Genomic DNA, 22,668 nt, shown 5'->3' with positions numbered 1-22,668 from the left:
CCTCAGCCGAGCGCGCGGGTCACGAGTCGCTCACCGCCGGCTCGCCCTTCTCCTTGAGGACCTCGTTGAGCGGACCGAGGTCGTAGATGCCGTTCAGGTCGACGTGGTCGAGGAGGCCGACCGCCTCGGCGTGCTGCGCGCTCAGCTTCAGCGACGAGGCGATCGGGTCGTTGGTGAAGGTGACGTTCTTGAACGTCGCGTCCAGGGCGGCCTGCTTGAGCGGCTTGCCGGTCAGGGACCCCAGCTCGGTGTTGGCGGCCTGTTCCGCGCCGGCCTTGTCGGAGTTGATGTAGGCGGTGGTCTCGACCTGCGCCTCGAGCAGCTTCTTCACCAGGTCGGGGTGCTTCTTGAGGAACTCGGTCCGCACGATCAGATTCGTGATCACGAATTTGCCGCCGGGCCACAGCGACGCCTCGTCGACCAGCTTCTTGCCCTTGCTCTCCAGAACGAGCCGGGAGGCGTAGGGCTCCGGCACCCACGCGCCGTCGATCTGGCCCTGCGCGAACGCCTGCAGGGTCTGGGAGTTGTCCTGGGGAACGACGTGGACGTCGCCGCCGCCGGCCTTGTCGGTCTTCAGGCCCTGCTGCTTCAGCCAGTAGCGCAGGGCCACGTCCTGGGTGTTGCCGAGCTGCGGAGTGGCGATCTTCTTGCCGCGCAGGTCGGCCGCCGAGTTGATCGACGGTTTGACGATCAGGGCGGCGCCGCCGCTGGCCGCGCCCGCGATGATCTTGATGGCCTGGCCGTGCGACTTCACGAAGGCGTTGATGGCCGGGTTGGGGCCGACGTACGTCGCGTCGACCGCGCCGGAGAACACCGCCTCGGTGGCCGCCGGGCCGGCGTTGAAGGTCAGCGTCTTCGGCGCCTTGCCGAGGTGCTTGGTGAAGATGCCCTTCTGCACGCCGACCAGCGCCGTGGCGTGGGTGATGTTCGGGAAGAAGCCGAGCCGGACGACGGTGCCGTCCCCGCCGGAGGAGGCCTTCGCGTCGTCGCCGCCACCGCCGCACGCGGTGAGCAGCCCGGCGCCGGCGAGGATGGCAAGGCCGAAGGCCGCGAGCCGCGGTTTCATGGGCAACTCCCACTTTGTCTATCGAACAGGTGTGATTGGTCGCTTAAGTAGACAAGGGAATCGAAGGGAGCGTCAAGTGGCCGGAAGAATGGAGTAACGGGATGACTACGCCATGAAGATCTTGCAGATGGGCGGCCAGGGGCCCGCTACGGCCGTCAGGTGCGCCGGGTGACCGCCGACACAGAAGGGGGGTGGCGTTGCACGGCCGTCGGACCCCGGGCGACTAGGCTCAGGGGCGAAAGGTCCGATAGTGATCACAAGGAGCTCAAGTGTCGTCGATCGAAGCCGTACACGCTCGGGAGATCCTCGATTCCCGCGGCAACCCCACGGTCGAGGTGGAAGTGCTGCTCGACGACGGCAGCGAGGCGCGTGCCGCAGTGCCGAGCGGCGCCTCGACCGGCCAGTTCGAGGCGGTCGAGCTGCGCGACGGTGGTGAGCGGTACAACGGCAAGGGCGTCGAGAAGGCCGTGCTCGGCGTGCTCGACGAGATCGCGCCCGAGCTCCTCGGCTACGACGCGGACGACCAGCGCCTCGTCGACCAGGCGCTCATCGACCTCGACGGGACGCCCGACAAGTCCCGCCTCGGCGCCAACGCGATCCTCGGCGTGAGCCTCGCGGTGGCGAAGGCCGCCGCCAAGTCCGCCGACCTCCCGCTCTTCCGCTACGTCGGCGGGCCGAACGCGCACCTGCTGCCCGTTCCGATGATGAACATCCTCAACGGCGGCGCCCACGCCGACACCAACGTCGACATCCAGGAGTTCATGATCGCGCCGATCGGCGCGTCGACGTTCAGCGAGGCCCTGCGCTGGGGCGCGGAGATCTACCACGCGCTGAAGTCGGTGCTCAAGGGCCGTGGCCTGGCGACCGGCCTCGGCGACGAGGGCGGCTTCGCGCCCGAGCTGCCGAGCAACCGTGACGCCCTCGACCTGATCCTGGAGGCGATCCAGCGGGCCGGCTTCCAGCCGGGCGCCCAGATCGGTCTCGCCCTGGACGTCGCCGCCACGGAGTTCTACTCCGAGGGCACGTACGCCTTCGAGGGCGGCAAGCGGTCCGCCGAGGAGATGGCGTCCTACTACGGCGAGCTCCTCGACGCGTACCCGCTGGTCTCCATCGAGGACCCCCTGTCGGAGGAGGACTGGGCCGGCTGGAAGGCGATGACCGAGGCCGTCGGCTCCCGTGTCCAGATCGTCGGCGACGACCTGTTCGTCACCAACCCGGAGCGCCTGCAGCGCGGCATCGACTCGGGTGCGGCCAACGCGCTCCTGGTCAAGGTCAACCAGATCGGCACGCTGACCGAGACCCTCGACGCGGTGAACCTCGCCCACATGAACGGCTTCCGCACGATGATGAGCCACCGTTCCGGCGAGACCGAGGACACCACGATCGCCGACCTGGCCGTCGCCGTCGGCAGCGGCCAGATCAAGACGGGCGCTCCGGCCCGGAGCGACCGGGTGGCCAAGTACAACCAGCTCCTGCGCATCGAGGAGCTCCTGGACGACGCCGCGCGGTACGCCGGGAAGTCGGCGTTCCCCCGCTTCCACGCGGAGTGAGACCACGCTCCGATGGCCGAGGAGAAGCGGCGACCGCCTGAGCGGAAGGCCAGGGAGGCGCGGCGCGCTCATCTGACGAGTCGCGCCGCGATCCTGGCGGTCGTCGCGTGCGCGATCGCCCTGAGCCTCGCCTATCCCGTCCGGGAGTACATCGCCCAGCGACGGGAGATCGCATCGCTGCGGGTGCAGCAGCGTGTGGCGCAGGCTCAGGTCGAGCAGCTGTCCCGGCAGAAACAGCGGCTCGGTGACGAGTCCTACATCAGGCGGGAGGCGCGCCGCCGGCTGCACATGTGCGACCCGGGCGCCAAGTGCTACGTAGTGCTGGGCGGCGGGCAGAGCGGCGGCCAGGACGCCTCCCGCAAGCGCCCCCCGCCGACTCCGCCCTGGTACGTCACGCTGTGGCGCTCGGTGGACGCGGCGGATCGGCGCCGCTGACCGCATACCCTGAGCGCTGGCGTACGGATTTCGGCGAGGCCGGTTCCCGGCGCCGACCCGCCTCCCGGTCCGGCACGCCGACCACGGCCGGGGCGAGTGCGGTGACGGTGGGTCGGTGAGGCGGGCATCTGCCGGCAGGCGGGCCTGCCGGCGACTCCGGAGGGCTTACCGGTGATCGAGGAACACGACGTCGCGGCGGTGGCGGCGCAACTGGGCCGTGCGCCGCGCGGGCTGCGGGCGATCGCGCATCGCTGCCCCTGCGGGCTGCCCGACGTGGTGGAGACCGCACCGCGGCTGCCCGACGGCACGCCGTTCCCGACGTTGTTCTACCTGACCTGCCCGAAGGCCGCGTCGGCGATCGGGACGCTGGAGGCGAGCGGGCTGATGCGCGAGATGACCGCGCGGCTCGGCGCCGACCCGGAGCTGGCCGCGGCGTACGAGGCGGCGCACCGCGACTACCGCGACCGCCGTGACGCCGCCGCCGAGGAAGAGGGCGTCGAGCCGCTTCCCGACGGCATGCAGACCGCGGGCGGCATGCCGACCCGGGTCAAGTGCCTGCACGCCCTGGTCGCCCACGAACTCGCGGTGCCCGGGGCGAACCCCTTCGGCAGGGAGGCCCTGGACCGGATGCCGGACTGGTGGCGTTCCGGTTCGTGCGCGGCCACATGTGGCGCTGAGGCGGGGCCGTCTCAAGGATCCGATGACGCGACCTGTCAGGGCCTGTCATGATTTGCTGTAAGTCGGCGGCCGGAGCGGGCGGCCTGCGGGAGCCGGGCCTCTCGGGCGCGGTCGGAGGTGGAGGAGCGCGGCAGGACCGCGCCGAAGAGGTGCGCCGGGAGGCGAACGAATCGTGAGCACAGCGACGCGTGTCGCGGCGGTCGACTGCGGGACGAACTCCGTCCGCCTGTTGATCGCCGACATCGTCGACGGCCGGTTGACCGACCTCGAACGCCGGATGGAGATCGTCCGGCTCGGGCAGGGCGTCGACAAGACCGGTCGCCTGGCCCCCGAGGCGCTCGACCGTACGTTCGCGGCCATGCGGGGCTACGCGAAGCTGATCGCCGCGCACGACGTCACGGGCACCCCGATCCGGACGCGGGTCGTGGCGACCAGTGCCACCCGTGACGCGAGCAACCGGGACGAGTTCGTCCGGGGCGTCGTCGACATCTTCGGCGTGGAACCCGAGGTGATCACGGGGGAGGAGGAGGCCCGCCTGTCCTTCATCGGCGCGACGAAGGACCTGTCGGCACTCCGGCCCATGCGCCCGTACCTCGTCGTCGACATCGGCGGCGGCTCCACCGAGTTCGTCTTCGGCACCGCCGAGGTCGAGGCGGCGCGCTCGGTCGACATCGGCTGTGTCCGGCTCACGGAGCGGCACCTGCGCTCCGACCCGCCGTCGCCCGAGCAGGTGGCGGCCGCCGTCGCGGACATCGACGCCGCCCTGGCCGCCGTCCGTGACGGTCACGCGGCGGGCGTTGCGGGCCCGCCCGGCAACGGCGCCGCGGGCACCGACCCGGCCGCGGCCGCCCGTGCCCTGGCCGAAGGCGCCGACTCGCCGGCCGCCCGCCCCCTCGCCGACGGCGCGCCCGCCCGCCCCGCCGAGAACCTCCCGGCCGTACCCGTCGCCGAGGCGCGCACCCTGGTCGGGCTGGCCGGCTCGGTGACCACGGTCGCGGGCATCGCCCTGGACCTGCCGGCGTACGACTCCGAGCGGATCCACCTGTCGCGGATCAAGGCCCGTCAGGTCCACGACGTGACCCGTACGCTGCTGCGCTCGACGCACGACGAGCGCAGCGGGATCGGCGTCATGCACCCCGGGCGGGTCGACGTCATCGGCGCCGGCGCGCTCATCCTCGACCGGATCATGCGCGAGTACGCCTTCGCCGACCTGATCGTCAGCGAGCGCGACATCCTCGACGGCATCGCCTGGTCGCTGGTCTGACCCCACGGAAGCGAAGCGAACCGAGTCGGACGGCATGAACGCCCCCTTCATCCCCCCGGGATCCGGACATCCGGAGGACCCCGCAGGCCCGGACACGCCGGTCGCGCGGACCCCGGAGGACGTACGGGCCCTCGCGGGGTCCGCCCCGACGCTGGGCGAGCTCGTCGCGCGGCAGTCGGTGTGCCGTGCCTGCCCTCGCCTCGTCGCCTGGCGGGAGCAGGTCGCCGTCGAACGCCGCCGGGCGTTCGCGCAGGAGGAGTACTGGGGCCGGCCGGTTCCGGGCTGGGGAGACGCCGAGCCGCGCGTCCTCATCGTCGGCCTGGCGCCCGCCGCGCACGGCGGCAACCGCACTGGACGGATCTTCACGGGGGACCGCAGCGGCGACTGGCTCTTCGCGTCCCTGCACCGGACCGGTCTGGCGGCGATCCCGACCAGCACCCACGCGGGGGACGGCCAGCGGCTGCTCGGTACCCGCGTCGTGGCCCCGGTGCGCTGCGCCCCGCCCGCCAACAAGCCCACCCCGGCCGAACGCGCCGCCTGCCTTCCCTGGCTCGTCCGCGAGCTCGGGTTCGTCGCCGGGACGGTCCGGTCGATCGTCGTGCTGGGCGGGTACGGCTGGCAGGCACTGTGGCCGGCGCTGAAGGAGGCCGGGTACGCCCTGCCCGCTCCGCGCCCGGCCTTCGGGCATGGAGCCGAGGTGCTCCTGAGGGCGCCGGACGGCGCCGAGACGCTGCTGCTCGGCTGCTACCACCCGAGCCAGCAGAACACCTTCACGGGGCGGGTCACCGAGCCCATGCTGGACGCGGTGTTCACCCGGGCCCGCGCGTACGCGCACCTGCCCGGCCGGGCCGGAGACGGTCCTCCGGCGTCCCCTCCGAGCGGTTCGTAGCCGCACGCTTCGCGGCGGGTGACGGACCCCGGCGGGTGACGGGCGGAGCGGCGCACAGTGGAGCCCCCGCTTCCCCTGCACGGCCCCCTCGCTCCGCCCGTCCCCGCGCGGGTTCCTTCTCCCTCTTTGACGCGGCTTCGCGGCGAGTGGTTCGCACGTGATCGGTCTCACAGGACGTGCTCTGGCATCGGACGTTCTGCCGGATTACCGTAAAAAGCGAGGTTGTGAAAGTTTTCACAAGGTCTCCGGTCGTTTCGGGAGGATCCCATGGGTACCGGAACTCGTATGGCAACGCACGTGCTCATCGTCGGCGGCGGCTATGTAGGCATGTACACCGCACTCCGCCTGCACAAGAAGATGCGCCGCGAGCTCAAGAGCGGCGAACTGCAGATCACGGTCGTCGATCCCCAGTCGTACATGACCTATCAGCCGTTCCTGCCGGAGGCGGCCGCCGGCAACGTCGAGGCGCGGCACGTCGTCGTGCCGCTGCGCCGCGTACTCCCGCGCGCGACGATCCTCAACGGCCGCGTCACCAAGGTCGAGCACGCGAAGCGCCAGGCGTGGGTCGAGGTGGTCGGGAGCACCAGCGCGGAGGGCGGCGGCGGTGAGCGGTCCGTCGAGACCCGCATGCTCTCCTACGACCTCCTCGTCTTCTGCCCCGGGTCGATCTCCCGGACGCTGCCGATCCCCGGCCTCGCCCAGTGCGGCATCGGCTTCAAGACGGTCGGCGAGGCCATCTACCTGCGCAACCACGTGCTCGCGCAGCTCGACATCGCGGCCTCGACGGCGAACGAGAAGGTCCGCAAGCGGGCGCTGACGTTCGTCTTCGTCGGCGGCGGCTACGCGGGCGTCGAGGCGCTGGCCGAGCTGGAGGACATGGCCCGCGACGCCTGCGCCTACTACCCGAACGTCGACCCGTCCGACATGCGGTGGGTGCTGGTCGAGGCGAGCGACCGCATCCTGCCGGAGGTCGGTCCGGACATGGGCCGCTGGACGGTCGAGACGCTGCGCCGGCGCGGCATCGCGGTCAAGCTCCAGACGCTCCTCAAATCCGCCGAAGGGCACCACATCGTCCTCAGCGACGGCGAGGAGTTCGACGCGGGAACGCTCGTTTGGACGGCGGGCGTCAAGCCCAATCCCGTCGTCCGCCGCACCGACCTTCCGCTCGATGAGAAGGGGCGGCTCAAGGCCACCGCCGAGCTGACGGTGGAAGGCGTGGAGGGCGCTTTCACGGCGGGCGACATCGCGGCCGTTCCCGACCTGACGAAACCGGGCAACTTGACCGCGCCGAACGCGCAACACGCCGTCCGGCAGGCGAAGGTTCTGGGAGACAACGTTGTCGCGGCGCTGCGCGGTAAGGAACTCAAGCGCTACGAACACGCGTACGCCGGATCCGTGGCCAGTCTCGGCCTGCGCAAAGGCGTCGCGCAGATCTACGGCGTGAAGTTGCGGGGGATCGTCGCGTGGTGGCTGCACCGGACGTACCACCTGTCCCGGGTGCCCACGGTCAACCGTAAGGCGCGGGTGACCGCCGACTGGACCCTCGCGGTCTTCTTCAAGCGTGAGATCGTCTCGCTGGGGTCGATCACGCGACCGCGTGAGGAGTTCGAGCTGGCCGCTAAAGACTGAGCAGTATTCGGCCTGTAATTAGGGCGCGGCACTAATAGGCGTTATTTGTCGCATTTACTGGGTGGTCCCTTATTGGCTCATGCCCGGTATGATTACGCCGCCCCCGTAGCCCAACAGGCAGAGGCAGACTCCCTAAAAGAGTTGGTTGTGTCGGTTCGACTCCGACCGGGGGCACTGCAGCTTGACGAAGGTCGACCGGAGCAATCCACACCTTTCGTCCGAGTGTCTCCGGTGGTGTTATGGCCGTCAGTTCGGCCGGTATCGGTTCGCCGTTTCTCGTCCGATACTGGCCGCGCTCATCTACGGAATCCGTGATATAGGCGATTCGCGGCAAGTCGGCCGGCCCTTCTCCCGCTCGGCGTGAGGTGCGAACGGGAGGGGTAGGAGGGGGCGGGAACACCGCGACCGTGCGCCGTCGTTGAATCCTCAACCACCGACTCGGGAGGAAACCATGCAGAGCGGGAACCCGGTTCTGTCCCGGCGTGGCGCGTTCGGCCGCCAGTCGTCGGGATACGCCCCGAGCGTGTACCGGCTCGAGGCGATGTACAACGCTCCGGCGTACGCACCGCCCCGGTCCATGACGATCGACGACGTCGTCGTGCGGTCGTTCCTCACGCTCGCCACGCTCGTCGTGGCGGGCGCCGCCGCGTGGGTCCTCGTCCCGGACCGCCTGGCGAACGTCATCGCGCTCGCCGCCGTCGTGGTCGGGCTGATCTGCTGGGCGATCCTGACGTTCGGCCGCCGGATCAATCCCGCCATCGTGCTCGGCTACGCGGCCGCGTACGGCGTGGCGGTCGGCGTGGTGAGCCACGCCTACAACTCCTTCTACAACGGCGTGGTCCTGCAGGCGGTCGTCGGCACCGCGCTGGCGTTCGGCGCGACGCTGGCGATCTACGCCTTGCGGATCGTCCGCGTGACCCCGAGGTTCGTCCGCTTCGTGATCGCCGCCGGGTTCGCGCTGCTGGGCCTGATGGTGCTCAACCTGCTGGTGTCGATCTTCCATGTCGGCGGCATCGGGATCCGGGAGAACGGGCCGCTCGGCATCGCCTTCAGCGTCGTCGCGATCCTCGTCGGCTGCTTCTACCTGCTGCTGGACTTCCGCTCCATCGAGGACGGGGTCCGCTCGGGCGCTCCGCGGCAGGCCGCGTGGCTGGCGGCGTTCGGGCTGACCGTGAGCCTGGTCTGGATCTACCTGGAGCTGCTCCGGTTCCTGTCCTACTTCTACGACCGGGACTGACGCGGTCGGCGCACGGGCAGCGCCATACGAGGCCGACGAGCGTCGCACGGGAAGAGAAGTGCCCGGCGCCGGCGCCCTCGCTCGCGGGAGGGCGCCGGCGCCGTCTCAGCCGTGGAGGTCGGGGCCGGCGCGGACGATCGTCGCCCGGACGACGACCCGGCGATCTTTCTTCATCGCCGTGCGGTAGTCGTCCCAGTCGGGATGCTCGCCGGAGACCTTCCGGTAGTAGTCGATCAGTGGGTCCATCGCGTCGGGCAGCTGGACGACCTCGGCCTCGCCGTCCACCTGGACCCATTCGCCGAAGAAGGCGTCGGTGAAGACGCAGAAGGTGACGCGGGGATCGCGCATCAGGTTGCGCGTCTTCGCGGCGGTCTCGCGCGTGCTGACGACGATGCGTCCCTCGTCATCGACCGCGCACAGGACGGGAGACGTCTGCGGGCGGCCGTCGGCGTGGAACGTCACCATCACCGCACGGTGGTGCTCGGTGATGAAGTCGAGTGCCCTGCGGTGCTCCACTCCGGGTCAGAAGCGGACGGCGCGCCGGTGCAGCTCGTGCTCGTGCACGAGGGCGGAGGCGTATCCGTGAGAGAGCCCGTGCTCGTCCGCCAGCCAGTTGACCCGCTCGTCGCATCGCAGGAACGCGGGGCCGTTGTCTATGGCTTCGAACCACTCGGGGAGGTCACGTCCTGTGACTTTCGGGATGCGTGCGATGAGGTTCTTGTGCGTCTCCGGTGAGTGGTTCAAAGACATAGGCACCTCCTGGCTGGGCGTGCTGCTTGTTGATGACTCTGCAACACCCATCGCAATCACACAACCCCCCGACGGAGAGCTTTCTGTCACGGCACGTAGATCATTCGTCACACTCCGCCCGGCACGGGTTACGAAGTGCTAACGAAACTCCCCGGCGGATGTGTCCCGCCGGGGAGTTTTACGTGAACCGGTCGTGTCGTTGACCGGAGCGTGACCGCAGAGCTCAGCTGAGGCGCTCGAAGATCATGGCCATGCCCTGACCGCCGCCGACGCACATCGTCTCGAGGCCGAAGGTCTTGTCGTGCGTCTGGAGCCCGTTGAGCAGCGTGTTCGTGATGCGCGCGCCGGTCATGCCGAACGGGTGGCCCACCGCGATCGCGCCGCCGTTGACGTTGAGCTTGTCGATGTCGATCCCCAGGTCGCGGTACGACGGGATCACCTGCGCGGCGAAGGCCTCGTTGATCTCGACGAGGTCGATGTCGTCGATCGTCAGGCCGCCCCGCTTCAGGGCCTGGCGGGACGCCTCGACCGGCCCGAGGCCCATGATCTCCGGCGACAGCGCCGAGACCCCGGAGGAGACGATGCGGGCCAGTGGCGTGATGCCGAGCTCGGCCGCCTTGGTGTCGCTCATCACGACGACCGCGGCCGCGCCGTCGTTGAGCGGGCAGCAGTTGCCGGCCGTCACCGTGCCGTCGGGCCGGAAGACGGGCTGGAGCTGGGAGACCTTCTCGAGCGTCGTGCCGGCGCGCGGGCCGTCGTCCTTGGCGACCACGGTGCCGTCCGGCAGCTCCACCGGGGTGATCTCCCGCTCGAAGAAGCCGTTCTCGATCGCCTTCTCGGCGAGGTTCTGCGACCGGACCCCGAACTCGTCCTGCTCGGCGCGGCTGATGCCGCGCAGCTGGGCGACGTTCTCGGCGGTCTGGCCCATCGCGATGTAGACGTCGGGGAGCGCGCCGTCCTCGCGGGGGTCGCGCCAGGTCTCGGCGTTGCCCTCGCCGCGCTTGGCGGTGCGGGCCTGGGCCTCGCCGAACAGCGGGTTCTGGGTGTCGGGCAGGCCGTCGCTGCTGCCCTTGGCGAACCGGCTGACCATCTCGACCCCGGCCGAGACGATCACGTCCGCCTCACCCGACTTGATCGCGTGGAAGGCCATCCGCGTGGTCTGCAGGGACGAGGAGCAGTAGCGCGTGATCGTGGCGCCCGGGATGGTGTCGTATCCGAGGAGGATGGCGACCACGCGGGCCATGTTGTACCCCTGCTCACCGCCGGGCAGGCCGCAGCCCAGCAGCAGGTCGTCGATGTCGTTCGGGTCCAGCTGCGGGACCTTGTCGAGCGCCGCCCGCACGATGCGCGCGGTGAGATCGTCGGGGCGCAGGTCCTTCAGCGATCCCTTGAACGCTCGCCCGATCGGGGAGCGAGCGGTCGCGACGATGACAGCCTCGGGCATGATCGGTCTCCTTCTCCTCGGCCGGCCGGGCGGCGGCCCTTGAGTCCCGTTCGCAGGCTACTGCGTGTCGGCCGCGAAACCTACTGGCGGGTAGCCCGCGCGTCGATCGACCGTGACAGCGATCGGTCACGGATGGCGGACGCACGGTGATCAGAGCGGGTGAGGTACCGTCTGAGCAGAACTATTGCCGACGACAGGGACGTCGCTGGTGCACGTGCACAACTCGCTGACGGAGCTCATCGGGGACACCCCCCTCGTACGCCTCCGCAACGTCACGACCGGAGCCCGCGCGCAGGTGCTCGCCAAGGTCGAATACCTCAATCCGGGCGGCTCGGTGAAGGACCGCATCGCCGTCCGGATGGTCGAGGCCGCCGAGGAGTCCGGCGCTCTCAAGCCGGGCGGCACGATCGTCGAACCCACCTCCGGGAACACCGGTGTCGGGCTCGCGATCGTGGCGCAGGAGAAGGGCTATCGGTGCGTCTTCGTCTGCCCCGACAAGGTGGCGAACGACAAGATCGCCGTCCTGCGGGCCTACGGCGCCGAGGTCGTGGTGTGCCCGACCGCGGTCTCACCCGACCACCCGGACTCCTATTACTCGGTCTCCGACCGGCTCGCCGCCGAGATCCCCGGCGCCTGGAAGCCCGACCAGTACCGCAACCCGAACAACCCGCGCTCCCACTACGAGACGACGGGGCCGGAGATCTGGGCGCAGACCGAGGGCCGGGTCACGCACTTCGTCGCGGGCATCGGCACCGGCGGCACCATCACCGGCACCGGCCGCTACCTCAAGGAGATCTCCGGCGGGCGCGTCAAGGTCATCGGCGCGGACCCGGAGGGGTCGGTCTACTCCGGCGGCACCGGCCGGCCGTACCTCGTCGAGGGCGTGGGCGAGGACATCTGGCCCGAGACCTACGACCGGGACATCTGCGACCAGGTCATCGCCGTGAGCGACAAGGACTCGTTCACCATGACCCGGCGGCTGGCCCGCGAGGAGGGGCTGCTCGTCGGCGGCTCCTGCGGTCTGGCGGTCGTGGCGGCGTTGCGCGTCGCGGCCGAGGCCGGCCCCGACGACGTGGTCGTCGTCCTGCTGCCGGACGGTGGCCGCGGCTACCTGTCCAAGATCTTCAATGACGACTGGATGGCCGACTACGGCTTCCTCACGTCCGAAACCGAGGAGCCGCGCATCGCCGACGTGCTGGCGCGCAAGGGGTCCGGGCTGCCGGAGTTCGTGCACGTCCACCCGCACGAGACGGTCGGCACCGCGGTGTCCATCCTGCGGGAGTACGACGTCTCGCAGCTGCCCGTCATGAAGGAGGAGCCGCCGGTCATGGCCGCCGAGGTCGTCGGCTCCGTCGGCGAGCGGGACCTCCTGGCCGCCCTGGTCAGCGGCAAGGCGGGCCTCGACGACCCGCTGGGCGACCACATGGCGCCGCCGCTGCCGATGGTCGGCTCGGGCGAGGGCGTGAGCAAGGCCGTCGGCGTCCTGGAGAACGCCGGTGCCGCCGTCGTCCTCGTCGACGGCAAACCGGCCGGCCTCATCACCCGCCAGGACCTGCTGGGCTTCCTCGCGACCGGCTGACCCGGCCCCGGCGAACGAGGCGGCGGCGTCACCGGCGCGCCGCCTCACGAACGACGGGCGGCGTGCTCGGCACGCCGCCCACGATGAACGACGAGGCCCCGGCGGCGCGACCAGCGCGCCGCCGGGGCCTCGGTGTCTCACCGGCCGGTCAGACCGGGCGGTCGACCAGGTCGTACGGCTCCGCCGCGGGCGGCTGGTTCCCCTTGCGCGCCGCGTCGCCGTGCCCGGGCCACCAGGCCTTGTGGCCCATCAGCGCCGTGATCGACGGCACGAAGAGCGCCGACATCACGAACGCGGACAGCAGGATGCCGATGGCCACGCCGAATCCGATCTCGGCCAGCATCGACTGCGGGGACAGGGTCAGCGCGGCGAACGTACCGGCCAGGATGACGCCCGCCGCCGCGACCGTCGGCCCGGCGTGCTGGATGCCGAGCGCGGCGGCACGCCGCGGGTCGTGCCCCTCGCGTGACTCCTCGCGCAACCGCGCGATCATGAGGATGTTGTAGTCGGTGCCGATCGCCAGTACGAAGAGGTACAGGATGATCGGCAGCTGGAACATCAGTCCTTCCTTGCCCTCGATGCCCTGGAACAGGGCGACGGTCGCGCCGAGCGTGGCCGTGAAGCCGAGCAGCACCGCGATCACGAGGTAGATCGGAGCGACCAGCGCACGCAGCAGCAGCGCGAGGATGATGCCGATCAGCAGCACCGCCACCGGGATGATGACCGACAGGTCGCGGTTGTTGACCTCATTGATGTCGGCGTACGCCGCGGTCATGCCGCCGACCATCGCCTTGGTGCCGGGCGGGGCGTTCTGGTGGGCGAGGTCGCGGAAGGGCCCCTTCACCAGGCTGATCGCCTCGTTCGAGCTGGGGTTCAGCTTGAGGACGACCGTGATCTTGGCGACGCTCTGGTCCGGGCTGTACTGCGCCGGCGCGACCTGGCCGACGCCCTTGGCGGTCGCCAGCGTCTGCTGGAACTTCTGGACGGCGGACTTGTCGAGCGGGCCGCTGCCCTGGACGTACACCTCGGTGGGCGAGGTCAGGCCGGACGGCAGGCTGGCCTGCAGGTCCTTCATGGCCTTCGCCGACTCGGTGTTCTGCGGGGAGCCGGCCTGGAAGTCGTAGTCCGCCTTGAACGCCAGGGCACCGGCGGCCAGGGCCACCAGGACGAGGCCGGAGGCGATCGCGGTCACGGCCGGGCGGCGCCCGACACTGTTGCCGATCTTCACCCACAGACCGGGCTTCGGCTCCTTCTTCCACGCCTTCGACGGCCAGAACACGAAGCGGCCCAGCAGCGAGACGATGGCGGGAACGAGCGTGAGCGCGGTGATGAACATGACCGCGACCGCGATCGCGAGCTGCGGGCCCAGGGCGCCGAACGCCTTGAAGGAGGCGAGCACCAGGACGATGAACGCGGCGATGACCGCGCCGGCGGCCGAGGCGATCGCCTCGCCCACCCGCTCGACACTCGTGATCATCGCGGTCTTCTTGTCCTCGCCGGCCCGCAGGCGTTCCCGGTACCGGAACAGGAGGAAGAGGATGTAGTCGGTGCCGATGCCGTACAGCACGACGACGATGATCGTCGAGAAGCCGTCGTCGAAGCTGAGGTCGAACGCCTTACCGATGAACGCGGTGACCGCGTTCGCGACCTGCGAGACCAGGACGATGACGATGATCGGCAGCAGCGCCGCGATGGGGCTGCGGAAGATGATCAGAATCAGGGCGATGATCAGAACGACCGTCGCGAGCCCGATCAGGGCGAGGGTCCGCTGGCTGGACTTCTCGTTGTCCACGCTGGACGCGAAGTTGCCGGCCACCCCGTAGGCCAGCCCGCTGCCCTTCAGCTGGTCGGCCGTCACGGCACGGACCTGCTTGATGGCGTCCTCGTTCTTCTTCTGCGTCTTGGTGTCGAAGCCGTTGGGCAGGCCGACGACGATCAGCTGAACCTTGTGGTTCTGCGAGAGCGTCTGCGGGCTGGTGGCGGCCATCTGCACGTTCGGGATCGCCTTGGCCTGGATGGCCTTCGCCGTCTGACCGATCTTCTGCTGGTCGGCGGCGGACAGCGTGCCCCCGTCGCTCCGCTTGACGACGACCATCTCCCGGTCGACCTTCTGGTCACCGCTCGGGAACGCCTTCTCGGCGAGGTTGGACGCCGCGACCGACTCGTACTTCTTCGGCAGGAACGCCTGCTGGTCCGATTTGGTGGTTAGTTTGGGGGCGAACACCACCAGGACGGCCGCCGCGACGAGCCACGCGCCGATCGTCCACCATGGGTGTCTGACGACACCGCGCCCCAGCCATCCGAACACGGGTGGCTCCCCTTCGTAGAGTGTCTTCGAGTAACGCACCGACGATATCCAGGCAAAACGGGCTTTGCCTCACCGTCAGAGTCGATTTCGGTCCTAGTCCCTACGGTGGAGACGGATCATCCCCGGGTATGGACGCAGCGCCGCCCAGCCGCCCCGCCAGAGGCACTAACCTCGCGTGCATGGACGGTTTCAACCACGAGACCGGCTTCGAGACCCTCGCCATCCACGCAGGTCAAGAGGCCGATCCCGCGACAGGGGCGGTCGTTCCGCCGATATATCAGGTGTCCACCTACAAGCAGGACGGCGTCGGCGGCCTGCGCGGTGGATACGAGTACAGCAGGTCGGCCAACCCGACCCGTACGGCGCTGGAGGAGTGCCTCGCCGCCCTGGAGGGCGGCGTACGGGGGCTCGCGTTCGCCTCGGGCCTGGCCGCCGAGGACACCCTGCTGCGCACGATCTGCAAGCCGGGCGACCACGTGCTGATCCCGAACGACGCCTACGGCGGCACGTTCCGGCTGATCTCCAAGGTCCTCGCCCGGTGGGGCGTGGCGTACGACCCCGTGCCGCTGACGGACGTCCAGGCCGTACGCGCGGCCGTACGCCCGGAGACGACGGCCATCTGGGTCGAGACGCCCACGAACCCGCTGCTCGGCGTCGCCGACATCGCCGCGCTGGCGCACGTGGCGCGGGAGGCCGGCGCCCGGCTCGTCGTGGACAACACGTTCGCCTCGCCGTACCTCCAGCGCCCGCTCGCCCTCGGCGCGGACGTCGTCGTGCACTCCACCACGAAGTACCTCGGCGGGCACTCCGACGTGGTCGGCGGCGCGCTCATCGCGGCCGACGTGGAGCTCGCCCAGGAGCTGGCGTTCCACCAGAACGCCATGGGGGCCATCGCCGGGCCGTTCGACGCGTGGCTCACCCTGCGCGGCATCAAGACGCTGGGCGTCCGCATGGACCGGCACTGCGCCAACGCCACCCGGATCGCCGAGTTCCTCAGCCGCCACCCGCGGGTCAGCGCCGTGCACTACCCGGGCCTGCCGCAGGACCCGGGCCACGAGGTCGCGGCCAAGCAGATGCGGGCGTTCGGCGGCATGGTGTCCTTCCGGCACGCCGACGGCGAGGACGCGGCCGTACGCGTCTGCGAGCGGGCCAAGGTCTTCACGCTCGGGGAGTCGCTGGGCGGTGTGGAGTCGCTGATCGAGCACCCCGGGCGCATGACGCACGCCTCCGCCGCCGGGTCGCCGCTGGAGGTGCCGGGCGACCTCGTGCGCCTGTCGGTCGGCATCGAGGACGTCGACGACCTCCTCGCCGACCTGGAACAGGCCCTGGAGGGCTAGGCGTTCCAGACCATCAGGACGAGGATCACGAGCCAGATGAGCGCGACGACGCCGGAGATCGTGGCGATCCGGCCGGTCTCCACCTTGGCGGGCTCGCCGAGGGGAACACGGGTCGCGGGTTCCGGCGTCGCGGTGCCCGCGTCCGTCGCCGCTCCGGGCGCCGGAGTCTCGCCCGGCGCGGTGACGGAGTCGGCGCCCGCCGTCTCGGCCGCGGCGGTCTCCGCGACCGGCGGCGGGGCCGCGCGCGCCGGCGCCGGCCGCCGCTCGGCCTCGGCGACCTCGAGCTTGTGCACGGCCTTGCGCTGATCGCGCTCGACGATGACCAGCAGCACGAGGGCGACGATGAACAGGGTCATCGACGCCGACAGCCACATCTGGTCGAATCTCCCGTGCGCCAGCAGCGCGCCGAACAGGAAGATGCCCAGGGTGAGCAGGCCGTAGATCCGGGTCGCGCGGTTCAGATAGCGCACGATGCCCGGCCGGCCCCGGCGGATGTACCGGGGCGTCGCCATGGTCGCCGCGGTCAGCGGCCCCAGCGCGAAGATCGCGAAGCCGAGATGCAGGAACAGAAGCAGCCGATCAGCGCTCGACATGGTCTGGTCTTAGCCCGGAGCCGCTCGTCCAAACGTCCCGTACGACGCGCGCCGCGGCGAGGGGCGGATCACGACCGCGGCCTCACCCGGCCCGGCCGCGGCGACGGGCGGAGCACCCGCCGCCTCACCCGGCCCCGCCGCGGCGGACCCGCAGATAGTCCCGTACGACGTACTCGCCCAGCCGGTCCGGCGTGGGCGCGAACACCCGCCCGCCGTTGCGCCGCGCGACTTCCTGAACGAAGGCGACGAGCCGCTCGTCGTCGGCGAGCATGAAGATGTTCAGCGTGGCGCGCCGCCGGGTCATCTTGTCCACCTCGGCGAGCGTCAGCTCCAGCGTCTCGCGCGACGGCGGCCAGTCGAACGACGAACGGCCGTCACGGAGCAGGTGCGCGGTCGGCTCGCCGTCCGTGATGATCAGGACGATCGGCTCGTGCTCGGGGTGCTTCTCCAGGTGCCGCCCGGCGATGAGCAGCGCGTGGTGCAGGTTGGTGCCCTGCACCATGTCCCAGTCCAGGCCGGCCAGCTCGGTGGGCGGCAGGACCCGCGCGTAGTTGGAGAACCCGATCACCTGGATCGCGTCCTGCGGGTACTTGCTCGCCACCAGCGTGTGCAGGGCCAGCGCGGTCTGCTTGGCCGAGCCCCACGTGCCGCGCAGCGCCATGGAGTACGACAGGTCGACGAGCAGGCACACCGCCGCCGCCGTACGGCGCTCGGTCTCCAGCACCTCGAAGTCGTCCACCGTCAGGCGCACGCCGGTCCCGGCCTCGCCGGGCCGGGCCGCGCCGCGGCGCAGGGCGTTCGACACCGTCCGTACGACGTCGATCGGCTGTTCGTCGCCGTGCTGCCAGGGGCGGGAACCGCCCGTCAGCTCGCCGGCCTGACCCGCGTCGGACTGGTCGTGGTCGCCGCGCCGGCCCGTGTCCAGCTGGGCGAACACCCGGCGCAGCGCGGTCTCGCCGAGCCGCCGCACCGCCTTCGGCGTCAGCTCCAGCGCCCCGCCCTTGCGCTTGAGGTAGCCCTGGCGCTCGAGCTCGGCCTCGATGCGGCGCAGCTCGGAGAGGTCGTCGACCGCCTGCCGGCCGAGGGCCCGGCGCACCGCCTCCTCGTCGATGTCGTCCAGCCGCGCGCCGGGGTAGTCCTGCCGCAGCGCGCCCTCCAGCTCCGCCAGGTCCGCGAGCTCCTCCAGTGCGGTCGTCGCGTCGCCCATGGACATCGGGTCCTCACCCGACATGCGCTCGGAGCCGGACCAATCGAGATCGGGCCGGCGCTGCCGTAGCGAGGACCCCAGCCGCTGCATCTCCATGGCCAGCCCGGCGTCCTCGAGCGTCTGGGCCATCAGCGCGGCCAGCTCCGCCCGCTGCTCCGGGGTGAGCGAGGCCAGCAGCCGCTCGGTCGCGGCGGCGCGCCGCGCCAGGGAGTCGACGAGCTCCTCCAGGTTCTGCGGGTTCTCCGGGAAGAACTCCCCGTACTCCCGCATGAACGCGTCGAAGTCCTCCGGGGTGTGCTCGCCCCGCGCGTCCTTCTCCAGCATGTCGTTGAGCGCGGCCATCATGTCCTTGACCCGCTGCATCGCCGCCGGATCGGGATTGCTCAGGGCCTGCTTCATGCCGCGGAACTGCGCGTCCAGCACGTCGCGGCGCAGGAGGTCCTTCAGCTCCTCGAACGTCCGCCGCGCCTCCGGCGACCGCCACTCGTACGACGCCAGCCGGCGCACCGCCTGCGCGGTGTCGTTCGGCAGGGTGTCCAGCTCGGCCTCCCGCAGCCGCGCGTCGTCGCTCGGGTCCGGGAACAGCGCGGCCCGCTCCTGGCCGATCGCCTGGTCGAGCAGCGACCGCGCCTCCTCCAGCGTGCCGTCGAGCCGGCCGCGGCCGCGCAGCTCCTGCCGGCGGGACCGGACCTGCCGCAGCAGGTCGTCGAGCCCGCGCCGCCGCCGCTCGCCGGGCAGGCCGCGGCGCAGCAGGTCGCGCAGCGCGTCACCGGGGTTCGTGCCCTCCAGCATCGAATCGCCCATGGCGTCCAGCGCGGCGCGCACGTCGTACGGAGGGGCGAGCGGGTCCGGCCCCTCGTGGAACGGACCGTAGCGGTATCCGGCCACGGCGACCTCCTCCCTCGCTCGGGGGGTAAGGGAATCTCATGGACCTCGGACCGCGTCACGTCCGGTAGGTCGAGGTCCCGTCCTCGGTGTCCTTCGACAGTCGGCGCATCAGGTAGAGCCCTTCCAGGGCGAACTCCAGCGCCGCCGCCGCGTGTCCCGGCGACTCGCCCTCCATGCCCAGGCCGTTCATGATCCGGGCCAGGCCGGGCACCGGGCCGATGCGGTGCAGGAGGTCGGCCGCCGCCACCAGCTCCCCGGAGTCGACGGTCGCGCCGCGGTCGAACCGGTCGAGCAGGCCGCTGAGGTCGACCGGGCCGAGCGTGCGCCGCCAGGTCTCCGCGACCGCCCGGCGCAGCAGGTGCGCCAGCACCTCCTCCTCCCGGCCCTCCTCGCTGACCTCGAACTCGACCTTGCCGAGGAGCGTCGGCACGATCGACGGCAGGTCGCACACGCGCGCCACCGGCTGCTCCTCGCCGGTCAGGGCCGCACGCCGCAGCGCGGAGGCCGCCACCGTCTCGGTCGCGGCGATCGCGAACCGCGCGGACACGCCGGACCGCGTGTCGACCGCCGGGGACTCGCGAACCAGCCGGGTGAACCGCGCGACGACCTCCATCAGGTGGATCGGCACCGCCGCCGCGACCTCGGCCTCCTGGCCGATGAGCACGAGCTCCTCGTCGACGTCGAGGGGGTAGTGGGTGTGGATCTCCGCGCCGAAGCGGTCCTTCAGCGGCGTGATGATCCGGCCGCGGTTGGTGTAGTCCTCCGGGTTGGCGCTGGCCACCAGCAGGATGTCCAGCGGCAGCCGCAGGTTGTAGCCGCGGATCTGCACGTCCCGCTCCTCCAGGACGTTCAGCAGCGACACCTGGATGCGCTCGGCGAGGTCGGGCAGCTCGTTGACGCAGAAGACGCCGCGGTTGGTCCGGGGGACCAGGCCGTAGTGCACGGTCTCCGGGTCCCCGAGCGTACGGCCCTCCGCGACCTTGATCGGGTCGATGTCGCCGATGAGGTCGCCGACACTCGTGTCCGGCGTGGCGAGCTTCTCGCCGTACCGCTCGTCCCGGTGCTTCCAGTCGACCGGCAGGTCGTCGCCCTTCTCGGCGAGCAGCCGGCGGCAGCGCACGCACACCGGGGCGTACGGGTGGTCGTTGATCTCACAGCCCTCGACGATGGGAGTCCACTCGTCCAGCAGGCCGCCCAGCGTACGGATCAGCCGTGACTTGCCCTGTCCGCGCTCACCGAGCAGGACGAGGTCGTGCCCGGCGAGGAGCGCGCGTTCGACGTGCGGCAGGACCGTGTCGTCGAACCCGACGATGCCCGGGAACCGCGGCTCCCCGGAGCGCAGCCGCGCGAGCAGGTTGTGCCGGATCTCGGCCTTCACGGACCGGTGGACATGGCCGGTCGCCCGGAGCTCACCGAGCGTCGTTGGTCGCGTATTCACTGGGCACCGCTCCTCACTCGCCGGACGGCCGGCGTCCGTCGTGGCGCAGCACGTTCTTCAGCGTCAATGTTCCCGACCCTATGCCGGGAACTCCGCTGCCGCATCCGACCAAGGCGCGCGTCGCGCTACGAAGTCGATCATTGACTCGTGGCTTCGTCAGGTGGCTGTGGTACACCGTAAGCATCGGGCCCACGGTGGAGGGGAGGAGGGCGATGGCACGCTTCGGCGACGGACTGGCGGTCGGACCGGACCTGGTCACGGCCGCGGAGTCCGCGGTGGCGCAGGCGGTGGCCCCGCTGGACGGCCCTCCGGATCTGGTGTTCGTCTTCGTGTCCGCGTCGAGCCCGGAGGCCGTCGAGCCGGCGGCACGGCGGGCGATGGAGGTCGCGGGCACTCCCAATGTCATCGGCTGCGGTGCGTCCGGGGTGATCGGCGGCAACCACGGAGTCGAGGGCGGCAGCGCGGTCAGTGCCTGGGCGGCCCGGCTCCCGGAGGCGCGTATCGAGCCGTTCCGGCTGGAGACGCTGAAGTTCCCCGCGTCGGAGGGCGAGGCGACGCCGCGCCTGGCGGTCGTCGGCATGCCGCAGACCCGCGACGACGACGTGGTGGCGGTGCTGCTGGCCGACCCGTACAGCTTCCCGGTGGACGCGTTCGTCGAGCGGTCCGGTGAGGTGCTGCCCGGCCTCCCGCTCGTCGGGGGCCTGGCGACCGGCCAGGGCGGCCGCGGGACCACCCGGCTCTTCGCCGACGGCGAGATCGTCGACTCCGGCGCGGTCGGAGTGCTGCTCGGCGGGTCGGTGATGACCTCGACCGTGGTCAGCCAGGGCGCCAGGCCCATCGGCCCGACCATGGTCGTCACCAAGGCCGAGGACAACGTCCTGTACGAGCTGGCCGGCATGCCCGCGCTGGCCAAGCTGGAGGAGATCGTCGCCGGGCTGCCGGAGGACGAGCGCGGGCTGGTCGAGGCGGGGCTGCTGATCGGCGTGGCCATGGACGAGTACGCCGAGCGGCAGGAGCGCGGCGACTTCCTGGTCCGCGGTGTGATCGGCGCGGACCCCGAGGTGGGGGCGCTGGCGGCCGGGGAGGTCATCGAGGTCGGCCGGACGGTCCGGTTCCACGTGCGCGACGCCGACGCGGCGGACGAGGACCTCAGCCATCTCCTGGGCGATCTGGACCTGGCGCCCATCGAGGGGGCGCTGCTGTTCTCGTGCACGGGCCGGGGCCGGGCGATGTTCCCCAGCTCCGATCATGACGTGCGCACGCTGCGCCAGGTGCTCGGCGGCCCCGGCGTCGGCGGGTTCTTCGCCGCGGGGGAGATCGGCCCGGTCGCGGGGCGCAACCACGTTCACAGTTTCACCGCTTCGATCCTGGCCTTCGGGCCGGGCGGCAAGGAGGGTCCCGCGTGACGGGCTGTGTCCTCGCGGTCGACATCGGCGGCACCAAGCTGGCGGCCGCGCTCGTCGAGCCGGGCGGGCGGATCGCGGCGTACGAGCGCATCGCGACGCCGCAGCCGCCGCACGCCGACGCCGAGACCCTCTGGCGGACGATGCTCAGCCTGATCGACCGGTTGCCCGCCACGGGGCTCGCCGGCGTCGGGGTCGGCTGCGGCGGCCCGATGAGCTGGCCGGCCGGGAAGGTCTCGCCGCTCAACATCCCGGCGTGGCGGGGTTTCCCCCTGCGCGAGCGTCTGCAGGAGCGGTACCCGGACCTGCCGGTCCGGGTGCACAACGACGCGATCGCGTTCGCGGCGGGGGAGCACTGGCGCGGCGCGGGCCGCGGGCGCGGCGACATGCTGGGCATGGTGGTCTCGACCGGCGTGGGCGGCGGGCTGATCCTCGGCGGCCGCCTCGTCGACGGCGTCAGCGGCAACGCCGGCCACATCGGTCACGTGATCGTCGACCATGAGGGGCCGGTCTGCGAGTGCGGCGGCCGCGGCTGCCTGGAGGCGATCGCGCGGGGCCCCGCCCTGGCCGCCTGGGCGCGGGAGCAGGGCTGGCTCGGCGAGACCGCCAAGGAGCTCGCCGACGACGCCGCCCGGGGGCACCCGGTCGCCGTGCGGGCGATGAACCGCGCGGGCTGGGCGCTCGGCGTGGCGATCGCCTCCGCGACGCACCTGTGCGACCTGGAGGTCGTGGCGATCGGCGGCGGGCTGTCCCAGGCGGGGCCGCTGCTGTTCCGGCCGCTGGAGGACACGCTTCGGGCGCACGCCCGGATGGACTTCGCCCGCCAGGTCCGGGTCGTCCCCGCCGCGCTGGGCCAGATGGCCGGCCTCATCGGCGCCGCGGCGTTGGTCCTCGCGGAGGACCGCTACTGGACGGCGGAGGAGTAGGCGTCAGGCCGCTTGTGCCGAGGGTTTCGGCGGGTCCCGCGACCAGG

Annotated in this window: 19 protein-coding genes and 1 tRNA gene; 12 read left to right on the top strand and 8 right to left on the bottom strand. The window is 71.2% G+C overall.

The annotated features are described in order from the left end of the window. Positions 1 to 19: 19 nt before the first annotated feature. The gene (locus tag NE234_RS05285) at positions 20 to 1,066 is read right to left on the bottom strand and encodes an ABC transporter substrate-binding protein (protein ID WP_252777704.1); all 1,047 of its coding nucleotides are present in this window, start codon (positions 1,064 to 1,066) and stop codon (positions 20 to 22) included. A gap of 269 nt (positions 1,067 to 1,335) precedes the next feature. On the opposite strand from NE234_RS05285, the gene eno reads away from it, so the two are divergent. The 8 genes from eno to NE234_RS05245 all read left to right on the top strand — a co-directional run bounded on the left by eno (position 1,336) and on the right by NE234_RS05245 (position 8,748). Continuing rightward, the gene (gene eno / locus NE234_RS05280) at positions 1,336 to 2,616 is read left to right on the top strand and encodes a phosphopyruvate hydratase (RefSeq protein WP_252777703.1); all 1,281 of its coding nucleotides are present in this window, start codon (positions 1,336 to 1,338) and stop codon (positions 2,614 to 2,616) included. A gap of 12 nt (positions 2,617 to 2,628) precedes the next feature. Continuing rightward, positions 2,629 to 3,051: an FtsB family cell division protein gene (locus NE234_RS05275; RefSeq protein WP_252777702.1), complete on the top strand. Its 423-nt coding sequence runs from the start codon at positions 2,629 to 2,631 to the stop codon at positions 3,049 to 3,051. 171 nt (positions 3,052 to 3,222) lie between these two features. Continuing rightward, positions 3,223 to 3,780 carry a DUF501 domain-containing protein gene (locus NE234_RS05270; protein ID WP_252777701.1) on the top strand — a complete coding sequence of 186 codons (558 nt, stop codon included), beginning with the start codon at positions 3,223 to 3,225 and terminating at the stop codon, positions 3,778 to 3,780. Positions 3,781 to 3,901: 121 nt separating this feature from the next. Next, positions 3,902 to 4,993: a Ppx/GppA phosphatase family protein gene (locus NE234_RS05265; protein ID WP_252777700.1), complete on the top strand. Its 1,092-nt coding sequence runs from the start codon at positions 3,902 to 3,904 to the stop codon at positions 4,991 to 4,993. A 34-nt stretch (positions 4,994 to 5,027) separates the two neighbouring features. Further along, positions 5,028 to 5,882, top strand: a complete 855-nt coding sequence (locus NE234_RS05260; protein WP_252777699.1) for a uracil-DNA glycosylase — start codon at positions 5,028 to 5,030, stop codon at positions 5,880 to 5,882. Between the two features lie 285 nt (positions 5,883 to 6,167). Next, positions 6,168 to 7,511, top strand: coding sequence for an NAD(P)/FAD-dependent oxidoreductase (locus tag NE234_RS05255; RefSeq protein ID WP_252777698.1), 1,344 nt, complete (start codon positions 6,168 to 6,170; stop codon positions 7,509 to 7,511). Positions 7,512 to 7,610: 99 nt separating this feature from the next. Beyond that, positions 7,611 to 7,685, top strand: a tRNA-Leu gene (locus tag NE234_RS05250). A 277-nt stretch (positions 7,686 to 7,962) separates the two neighbouring features. Then, positions 7,963 to 8,748 carry a Bax inhibitor-1/YccA family protein gene (locus NE234_RS05245; protein WP_252777697.1) on the top strand — a complete coding sequence of 262 codons (786 nt, stop codon included), beginning with the start codon at positions 7,963 to 7,965 and terminating at the stop codon, positions 8,746 to 8,748. Between the two features lie 105 nt (positions 8,749 to 8,853). Here NE234_RS05245 and NE234_RS05240 read toward each other — a convergent pair whose 3' ends face one another. From NE234_RS05240 to NE234_RS05230, 3 genes are all read right to left on the bottom strand, one after another. After that, positions 8,854 to 9,264 (bottom strand): PPOX class F420-dependent oxidoreductase, encoded by a 411-nt coding sequence (locus NE234_RS05240; protein ID WP_252777696.1) that lies wholly within the window; start codon positions 9,262 to 9,264, stop codon positions 8,854 to 8,856. Positions 9,265 to 9,270: 6 nt separating this feature from the next. Beyond that, positions 9,271 to 9,498 (bottom strand): DUF4287 domain-containing protein, encoded by a 228-nt coding sequence (locus NE234_RS05235; protein WP_252777695.1) that lies wholly within the window; start codon positions 9,496 to 9,498, stop codon positions 9,271 to 9,273. 223 nt (positions 9,499 to 9,721) lie between these two features. Next, on the bottom strand, positions 9,722 to 10,942 hold the full coding sequence (locus tag NE234_RS05230; protein ID WP_252777694.1) for an acetyl-CoA C-acetyltransferase: 1,221 nt from the start codon (positions 10,940 to 10,942) through the stop codon (positions 9,722 to 9,724). Positions 10,943 to 11,150: 208 nt separating this feature from the next. Between NE234_RS05230 and NE234_RS05225 the strand changes: the two genes are divergently transcribed. Next, positions 11,151 to 12,521: a cystathionine beta-synthase gene (locus NE234_RS05225; protein ID WP_252778163.1), complete on the top strand. Its 1,371-nt coding sequence runs from the start codon at positions 11,151 to 11,153 to the stop codon at positions 12,519 to 12,521. A 148-nt stretch (positions 12,522 to 12,669) separates the two neighbouring features. On the opposite strand, the gene NE234_RS05220 is transcribed toward NE234_RS05225, so the two are convergent. Beyond that, positions 12,670 to 14,829, bottom strand: a complete 2,160-nt coding sequence (locus NE234_RS05220; RefSeq protein WP_252777693.1) for an MMPL family transporter — start codon at positions 14,827 to 14,829, stop codon at positions 12,670 to 12,672. A gap of 179 nt (positions 14,830 to 15,008) precedes the next feature. On the opposite strand from NE234_RS05220, the gene NE234_RS05215 reads away from it, so the two are divergent. Further along, positions 15,009 to 16,166, top strand: coding sequence for a cystathionine gamma-synthase (locus NE234_RS05215; RefSeq protein ID WP_252777692.1), 1,158 nt, complete (start codon positions 15,009 to 15,011; stop codon positions 16,164 to 16,166). Here the strand turns inward: NE234_RS05215 and NE234_RS05210 are convergent. From NE234_RS05210 to NE234_RS05200, 3 genes are all read right to left on the bottom strand, one after another. After that, positions 16,163 to 16,759 carry a hypothetical protein gene (locus NE234_RS05210; protein WP_252777691.1) on the bottom strand — a complete coding sequence of 199 codons (597 nt, stop codon included), beginning with the start codon at positions 16,757 to 16,759 and terminating at the stop codon, positions 16,163 to 16,165. The two genes, NE234_RS05215 and NE234_RS05210, sit on opposite strands and share 4 nt — an antisense overlap. A 124-nt stretch (positions 16,760 to 16,883) precedes the next feature. Then, the gene (locus NE234_RS05205) at positions 16,884 to 18,854 is read right to left on the bottom strand and encodes a VWA domain-containing protein (protein ID WP_252777690.1); all 1,971 of its coding nucleotides are present in this window, start codon (positions 18,852 to 18,854) and stop codon (positions 16,884 to 16,886) included. A 55-nt stretch (positions 18,855 to 18,909) separates the two neighbouring features. Then, positions 18,910 to 20,292 carry a sigma 54-interacting transcriptional regulator gene (locus NE234_RS05200; protein WP_252777689.1) on the bottom strand — a complete coding sequence of 461 codons (1,383 nt, stop codon included), beginning with the start codon at positions 20,290 to 20,292 and terminating at the stop codon, positions 18,910 to 18,912. Positions 20,293 to 20,504: 212 nt separating this feature from the next. On the opposite strand from NE234_RS05200, the gene NE234_RS05195 reads away from it, so the two are divergent. After that, positions 20,505 to 21,698 carry an FIST signal transduction protein gene (locus NE234_RS05195; RefSeq protein ID WP_252777688.1) on the top strand — a complete coding sequence of 398 codons (1,194 nt, stop codon included), beginning with the start codon at positions 20,505 to 20,507 and terminating at the stop codon, positions 21,696 to 21,698. After that, positions 21,695 to 22,621: an ROK family protein gene (locus tag NE234_RS05190; protein WP_252777687.1), complete on the top strand. Its 927-nt coding sequence runs from the start codon at positions 21,695 to 21,697 to the stop codon at positions 22,619 to 22,621. The genes NE234_RS05195 and NE234_RS05190 overlap by 4 nt, the downstream gene beginning before the upstream one ends. Positions 22,622 to 22,668: the final 47 nt, after the last annotated feature.

The sequence above is a fragment of the Actinoallomurus rhizosphaericola genome (assembly GCF_024055675.1).
GTDB lineage: Bacteria > Actinomycetota > Actinomycetes > Streptosporangiales > Streptosporangiaceae > Actinoallomurus > Actinoallomurus soli.
This window is presented reverse-complemented; position numbering and strand designations above follow the sequence as displayed.